At 40.0% G+C, this 8,690-nt stretch carries 4 protein-coding genes; all 4 read left to right on the top strand.

Annotation, left to right across the window (positions count from 1 at the left end; translation table 11 throughout):
* Window positions 1-4,044, top strand: a 4,044-nt coding sequence (locus AC4IF5_RS10980; RefSeq protein WP_490734429.1) for an amino acid adenylation domain-containing protein, incomplete at its 5' end; no start/stop codon positions are given.
* Window positions 4,037-4,756, top strand: a complete 720-nt coding sequence (locus AC4IF5_RS10975; RefSeq protein ID WP_490734427.1) for a thioesterase II family protein — start codon at window positions 4,037-4,039, stop codon at window positions 4,754-4,756. The genes AC4IF5_RS10980 and AC4IF5_RS10975, both read left to right, overlap by 8 nt.
* Window positions 4,757-4,794: 38 nt before the next feature.
* A complete protein-coding gene (locus AC4IF5_RS10970; RefSeq protein WP_490734426.1) occupies window positions 4,795-6,009 on the top strand; it encodes a TCR/Tet family MFS transporter in 1,215 nt (404 codons plus the stop codon).
* Between the two features lie 390 nt (window positions 6,010-6,399).
* Window positions 6,400-8,646 carry a TonB-dependent receptor gene (locus AC4IF5_RS10965; RefSeq protein ID WP_490734424.1) on the top strand — a complete coding sequence of 749 codons (2,247 nt, stop codon included), beginning with the start codon at window positions 6,400-6,402 and terminating at the stop codon, window positions 8,644-8,646.
* Window positions 8,647-8,690 lie beyond the last annotated feature (44 nt).

The following is an 8,690-nucleotide window of genomic DNA, read 5'->3' as shown; positions in this document are numbered from 1 at the left end:
TTCAGATTGGGAGGAAACAGTATCATGGCGATCCGGCTGATCAGTAAGATCAAACAGGCTTTGAATATGCAGGTGAACGTGACGATGGTGTTCAACCACAAAACAATAGCCTCATTGGCAGCGATTCTGAGTGATGGAATGCATATAGAGGAGCAGATCAATATTATTCCTGTACAGGTAGATTCTCCAGAAGAGCAGCGTTTGTCGTTTGCACAGGAAAGGCTTTGGTTTATAGAATCTTATGAAGGAGGAAGCAGCGCGTATAATATTCCAATGGCTGTGCTTGTCAATGAGAAAACAGATATTCCTTTACTGTGCAAAGCAATTGAAATGGTAATTATTCGCCATGAAGTGCTTCGCACCCTGATTCACACTTCTGGAGACGGAATGGGCTATCAGGTCGTTACAGATCTTATTCCTGAATTTAAAATAACAGAGGTTGATACAACAACAGAGCTGGAAGAATATATCAATAAGGAAACGAACAGAGTATTCCGACTGGATAAAGAAATTCCTGTAGCGGTCAACTTCTTCAGGTTAAAAAATCAATATTACCTATCTGTTGTGATTCATCACATTGCCTTTGACGGATGGTCATCAGAGATTTTCCTGAAAGATTTGGGAACCATTTATCAGGGGCTTGTGACGGGTGATATTATCGAACTTCCACCCGTGAAAATTCAATATAAAGACTTTGCACTATGGCAACGTAGCTACCTTCAGGGCGAACGCTTGGACAGACAAATTGGGTACTGGAAAAACAAACTTGAAGATTTCCAGAATTTAAATCTGGCAACAGACTTTACAAGGCCCGCAATGCTGTCCTATGAAGGAGAAACGATCCACCTTAGCATAAGCCCTGAAGCAGCTCAACATCTTAGAGATATCTCTAAAGAGATGGGGGTAAGTTTGTACAGCATCATGCTGAGTGGATATTATCTGATGCTTGCCGCCTATTCCGGTCAGGACGATATTGTAGTGGGAAGTCCGGTTGCCAACCGTCACCATGCAGGACTTGAGGAGATGATCGGCTTCTTTGTCAATACACTGGCTCTGAGAGAAAAAATCGATCCGGATCAGACCATCCGGGACTTTATCCTGCAGGTATCTTCTTCAGTTATCGAAGCACAGTCCCATCAGGATCTTCCGTTTGAAAAACTGGTTGAAGAGCTGAATATAGAGCAGGATACCTCAAGAAACCCGATCTTCCAGGTCATGTTTGGTCTTCAGAGCTTCGGTGGTAAGACAAGTTCTGCGCATGATGATGAATCTTTGTTTTATCCTTTCGAGGGAGAGTTAGACTATCAGGCTGCGAAATTTGATCTGACGACGATGATTGACGACAGTACGGAGACGATATATATGACATTTAATTATGCGAAATCCCTGTTCAGAAAAGAAACCATTGCCCGGATGGCTGATACTTATCATTTCCTTTTAGAAGAGATCATAGAAGGGTATGCCAGGAATACACAGATCAGTAAGCTTCCTCTGATTTCAGGAGAAGAAACCAAGCTGATGATAGAGCAGTGGAATACTACAGAAGTGGACTATCCTTATGATAAAACCATTCATGAATTGTTTGAAGAGCAGGTAGAAAGAACACCGAATCATATAGCACTGGTCTATGAGGATACATGGCTCTCTTATACGGAGCTCAATGAAAGATCCAACCGTTTGGCCCATTACCTGATTGAAACCTATGATCTTCAGCCGGATGACTTGGTAACATTATGCCTTGAGCGTTCCGAAAATATATTTATTGCCATTTTGGCGGTATTAAAAGCAGGAGCAGGTTATGTTCCGATAGACGCTTCCTTCCCGGTAGATAGGATAAAGTATATCATAGAAGATACAAAGGCAAAGATCGTACTTACCGAAGAACACGCGGCAGGGAAGATAGAAACAAAAGAGCATGTAGATCGTATTCTCTTGGATGATGCTGAATTTAAAACAAAACTTGCAACATTTGATTCCGGTAATCCTGTTACCAGGGTAAGCTCGACCAATCTGGCTTACATCATTTATACCAGCGGGACTACCGGGCAGCCAAAAGGAGTCATGATAGAACATAAAGGAGTTGTAAGTCTCATAGGTTCATCAATAAGGACCCACCGGCTTGAAAGTTATAAAAACATGGGATGCTTCAGTAACTATGTATTTGATGCTTTTGTATTTGAAGTCTTTCCTACATGGTCTGTTGGAAATACACTATGGTTATACAGTAATGATCTCAGAACCTCGGTAAGTGAACTGAATGAGTACATTAAGGAAAATAATATAGAGGTGTCATTTATTGCTCCTGCATTATTGAGGGAGGTCATTGATGATGGAACAAGTTTAAAATTAATCTTTGCCGGTGGAGAAAGCTTCCCTGCTTTAGATAAAAATACAGATGATATTCTTCTTCTTAATGAGTATGGTCCAACGGAAGCTACAGTATGTTCTACGAGTCACCATTACAATAAAGACATGAATGCGAAGAATATCGGACGCCCGATTGAAAATACAAAAACCTATGTTCTCGATGCTTCCCTGCGTCCGGTGCCGATAGGAGGAATTGGCGAACTCCACATCGGAGGGGCAGGAATAGCCCGTGGTTATCTGAACAGGCCGGATCTTACTGAGGAGAAATTTATAATGAATCCGTTTCAGACAGAGCAGGAAAAGCAGAAAAACGAAAATAGAAAAATCTATAAGACAGGCGATCTTGTCCGTTATCTTGCAAATGGTGATCTTGAATATCTGGGTAGAGCCGACCTTCAGGTAAAGATCCGTGGATATAGGATCGAGTTGGGAGAGATCGAAAATAATCTTCTCCGATATCCTGAAGTGAAGCAGGTTGTCGCCCTTGCAAGAGAAAATAAAAATGGGGTAAAATACATTGCAGGGTATTACGTTTCAGATAAACCTGTAAAAGAAGAATTGCTATCCGAATTCCTTTCGATGTCCCTTCCGGAGTATATGATTCCGGGTGTTTATGTACATCTTGACCACCTTCCGATAGCTGCAAGTGGTAAACTTGACCGGAAAGCTCTGCCTGAGCCTGAATTTATTGGAATGTCAGAATATGTGGCTCCTGAAAATGAACTTCAGGCCAAACTTGCCGTCATCTATGGCGAGATATTGGGACTGGATTCAGAAGTGATAAGTATTCATGATGACTTCTTCAAATTAGGAGGAAATAGTATCATGGTGATCAAGCTGATCAGCAGAATACAGCAGATCCTGAATATTCAGATCAAAATTGCTGAAGTGTTCAAAGAAAAAACAATCAGCAGATTGTCAGCAATCATGAATAATGAGAAGGATTATCAGGCAATCATGAGCTATAATGAGAAAAATGGGAATCCGAAAATGTTCCTGATACATCCGGGAAATGGAGGGTGTGAAGTCTATCAGTCATTGGCAGGACACTTGGAAACAGATTATGATTGCTATGGTGTAGACTCTTACAACTTGTATAATAAAGAAAAAATTGAGAACCTGGACAGGCTGGCGGGCTACTATCTGGATCATATCGACAGAATACAGAATCCTTCAGAGAACGAAGAATATACTCTGGTAGGCTGGTCGCTGGGAGGAAATATTGCATTGGAAATAGCTTCTAAACTGGAAAGAAGAGGACATCGGAACATTAAAATCTATCTTCTGGATACGATTGTTTATGCATCAGATCAGAAACTGATAGATTTCCTTGACTTTCCTACCGATGAAGAGATAAGCGAAAAACTACAAACCTCTTTAGAAGATGTCCGGGTTCTGGAAACCAAAAATTTTATGTCAGCAGAATTTACCATGATACAGGAGCCTCTTTCCGAAAATCTTCATTTTTCTAAAGTCACTTTGTTTAAAGCAATGAATAGTGAAGGACCAAATGAATCTTTTTATCATTATTTAATGGGGCTGCCTCATAATAATGTAGATTCAATAATGGGAAATCAGGATCATCTGACGGTATATCCTGTTGATGCAACACACCATTCTGTTATCAATAAAGAAGAAAAAATTGTCGAGATCATCAAAAACCTAAAAAATGCATAAAGTATCATCAAAACCACAGTTATTTCTATTACACTATGCGGGCGGGGATAAAAATTCTTTCCGCCCACTGATAGAAAATTTACAACCCTTTTTTCAGATAGAAGTCCCGGAATTGCCAGGAAGGGGAGACCGTATGGCAGAACCTTTTTATAAAAATAAACAGGAGGCAGTAGCTGATCTGCTGGCTCAGATAAAAAAGAGGCGGCAGAAAGATATTCCCTATCTGATCTATGGACATAGTATGGGGGCTGTATTGGGATTTGAGATTTGCTATGCGATGGAAAAATATGGGGATGCTCCGGAACATTTTATTCCCACAGGGTATCCCGGTCCCAAAATAAAAAATAAACTGCCTATTGCCGGATTGCCAAGGACAGAATTCTTTGCAGAAGTAAGAAAACTGGGGGGACTTTCAGATGAAGTCATGGAAATTGAAGAATTACTGGACTTTTTCGAACCCATGCTCAGAGCAGATTTTAGCCTGTTGGAAAATAAAGAAAATATCCTTTTTGATGAAAAAATACAAACTCCTATTTATGCAGTAATGGGAAACAATGAGCAATATGCACTGAACATAAGAAACTGGGCAAATTATACCCACTCCGGTTGTGAATGCCAGATTGTCAATGGAAACCATTTCTTTATCAATCAAAATTTCAACTATCTGTCGCAGGTAATCAAGAACCTTATGAATGGCACAACAGTTAAATGATAAAATATCATATTCACCCATAAAGCAAAGACTTACTTATGCCTGGAAAAAAAGAACACGCACTGATTTTCATCTATATTACAATTCTGATTGATATTATTGGAATAGGAATTATTGGGCCTGTATTGCCAACTTTGATCATAAAATTGTCACATGCAGACACCATGAGTGCTACTGCTAAGTATATCGGATGGTTTATATCCATATATGCTCTGATGCAGTTTCTGTTTGCACCTGTTTTAGGAAATCTAAGTGACAGATATGGGCGGAGACCCATCCTTTTATGTTCATTATTAGGCCTTGGAATAGACTATCTTATTCTTGCATTGGCACCCAATATAGCATGGCTGTTTGTGGGAAGAGTCATCAATGGGATTATGGGATCCAGTATGACAACAGCAGCCGCCTATATTTCAGATGTCAGTACCCCTGAAAAAAGAGGCCGGTATTTTGGGATGATGAGTGCCGTTGCCGGAGTAGGAATGATCATTGGCCCTCTCATTGGGGGAGTACTTGGTCAATATGGAGAAAGGCTCCCTTTTTACGCTGCTGCCGGATTGAGCCTGCTTAATCTTATGTATGGCTTTTTCGGACTTCCTGAGTCGTTATCAAAAAATAACCGGCGTCCGTTTTCCTGGAAAACAGCCAACCCCATTGGAGTCATGAAAAGCCTTGATAAAAAAATATTGGCACCTTCATTTATTGTTGCCTTTATTCTTGTTGCTGTGGCGGGACATTCCGTACAGAGTGCCTGGAGCGTGTATGTAATGGAGAAATTTCATTGGAAGGAAGATATGATAGGGTATTCAATGGGATTTCTGGGACTATTGATGGTGATCTTTCAGGGCGGATTGATTGGGCTCTTCATCAATAAATTAGGTCAGAAAAAGTCGGTATTTATTTTTCTGGTGTTCTTTTGTGTAAGTATGTTGCTATTCGGAATCGCCAATAAAGGGTGGATGATGTTTGTCGTAATAGTGATATACGCCCTGGGAGGAATGGCTTCTCCTATACTTCAGGCACTCATTTCTTCAAAAGTTCCCGATAATAAACAAGGATTATTACAGGGAGGACTCACCAGTATTCTCAGTCTAACCTCTGTTTTCGGACCGTTGTTGATGACCTGGGTATTTGCCTATTTTACCTCTCCCCGGGCGCCGGTCCTTTTCAGCGGGGCTCCCTTTATCTTAGGAGCTGTTTTAGCGGTCATCGGTAGCTTTTGTATATATATGGCGATGAGAAAAGAAAATTAATTGAATAAGAAACACTCAAATAAATGAACAACCCGGAAGTACAAATACTTCTGGGTTTTTTATAGCCATAATGGGCAACTGAAATATACCTGAGCTTGCGAGTCATAATTTTCAAGAGAGTGTTATCTTCAACGCAATGCCAGCAAAGTTATATTTTATATTAATGAATATATTTTCCGGGAGCCAAGGCTGATTGTAGTTTGCTTAGTATAACACCTTTGCGAAAAAAATTCTTTTGCGCTTAATTAAACTTTTTGCGATCTGCGTTAAAAAAACTTCTTAGCCAAGCTTAGCTATTTACCATTCGGTAACAAAAGAGTACCCTTCAGTAATAATTTTTTTACAGAAGAGTGTTTTCTATCCTATTTTTGATCCGGAAAACAGATAACCATGAAAACGAAAGGACAAAAAATACTGCTTCTGATCACTCTTCTTACTTTTATGATGGGATATTCCCAGGTAAAGGTCTCAGGAAAGGTAACCTTTAAAAATAAAGGGGTAAGCGAAGTAAATGTCACTTTAAAAGATACTTATGACGGGGCAACTACAGACACCCAGGGGAATTTTTCCTTTGAAACCTCGGAAAAAGGGAATCACAAAATTACTTTTACCCACCCCAAATATCAGGAAGTTGAAAAAACAGTCAATATTGAAGGTCAGGATGTCTTCATCAGTACAGATCTTAAAGAAGAGATCAGCGAGATTGATGCCGTAGTGGTATCTGCAGGCTCAATTGAAGCCAGCGACAGAAAAAGGGCTACCGCGTTGCTGACTCCCATTGATATTTATACCACGGCGGGCGCTGACGGGCAGATAACATCGGCTTTAACCTATCTTCCCGGTGTTCAGAAGGTGGGGGAATCTGAAGGCCTTTTTATCAGAGGAGGGACGGCATCAGAATCGAAGATTTTTATGGATGGAAGCCTTATCAATAATTATTTTTCCAATTCTGTACCGGGAATTGCAGGAAGAGACCAGTTCAATACTTCACTTTTTAAAGGGAATATATTTTCAAGCGGTGGATATTCTGCATTGTACGGACAGGCTCTTTCAGGGGCACTTATGCTGGAAAGTGTTGACCTGCCGGACCAAAGCTCTTATAACTTTGGAGTTTCTCCCATTTTCCTGAATGCGGGATTTCAAAAATTAGGGGATAATAAAACGTATTCTTTCGGGGCTTCTGCAGGCTATTCGCTTCTGAGCCTGATGCAGAATATTTTCAACTTTAATACGAACTTTATCGATGCTCCGCAAGGGCTTAACAGTGATTTTAATCTGAGATTCAAAACAAAATCAGGAGGATTTTTTAAATATTATGGAATGTACAATTCCAATAAAATGGGAGTGAAAACAGAAAGCCTGGAGCCTGAATATGATTTCGGCTTAGTAAGATTAAAAGGAAAAAATACTTATCATAACCTGTCTTTCAGGCAAAAATTCGGGAAATATGTTCTGAATGCAGGCGGCTCCTATTCCTATAACCGGTCAGATCTCAACTTTTCAACAGAGGCCAATGACGTGGAAACAGGTAAAACCAGATTGCTTACCGATGGAAATTATGTGAACTTCAAGGCTGTTCTTGAAAGGAAAATTAACAGGATCAGTGCAGTAAGAGGAGGTTTTGAGCTGAATCATACGGATGAGCATCTCAACTTCGAAGAGGTGCAGAAGCATTACAAAGACCTGATCTCCTCTGCTTTTGTGGAAACAGATATGGGATTCAGTAATGCATTATCCGCAAAGATAGGATTGAGAGCAGAAAATTCATCTTACCTGAACAAAAGTAACATAGCGCCCCGCCTCGCCCTGGCTTACCGTCTGGCTGAGCACTGGACAACTTCCTTAGCTTATGGCCTTTTCTATCAAAACCCGGAAAGCAGATACATCAATGGGCCGGCAGATCTGGATTTTCAGAAATCACAACATTATATTTTCCAGATGATGAGAAGCTCAGAAGGCAGAAGCCTGCGTTTTGAAGCTTTTTATAAGAAATATGACCAGCTTATCAAAACATTTAATATTCTCCCTGGAAAGGAACAGAATCAGCAGGTTCAGACGGCTTTCAATAATGATGGATATGGTTATGCGAAAGGGCTAGAGGTATTCTGGAGAGACAATAAAAAGACATTTAAAAATATAGATTACTGGCTGACCTATTCTTTTCTGGATTCAAAAAGAGATTTCCTCAATTATCCGGTAAGCCTGAAACCGGGATTTGCTGCAGAGCATACTTTTTCTGCTGTGGTTAAAAGGTTCATTCCGGAGTGGAAATTAGGGGCTAATCTTTCTTATACCTATGCGAAAGGGCGTCCATATTATGATATTGCTTCTGAATTCGAAAACGGAAAAGCAATTAATTATACCAGGCATGAAGGAAGGCTTAAAGATTATAACGCCCTTAACCTGAGCTTTAACTATCTCCCCAATATTGGCAAAAAAGAGGCGAAGGCATTTCCCATATTTGTATTGAGCATTACCAATATTCTGGGGTCAAAAAACATATATGGATACAATTTTTCTGTTGATGGCTCACGAAGTTCAGCCGTTGTTCCGCCGGTCAACACCTTTGTTTTTGTAGGAGCTTTTATAAGCTTTGGAGTGGATAAAACAGAAGATGCAATCAATAATAATTTATAAAGACATAAATTCGATAAACAATATAACTCACTTTTAAAATTTGA

The sequence above is a fragment of the Chryseobacterium sp. UF-290 genome (assembly GCF_058245615.1).
The sequence above is the reverse complement of the archived record's forward strand: the minus strand, read 5'-3'. Positions and strand labels throughout refer to the sequence as shown.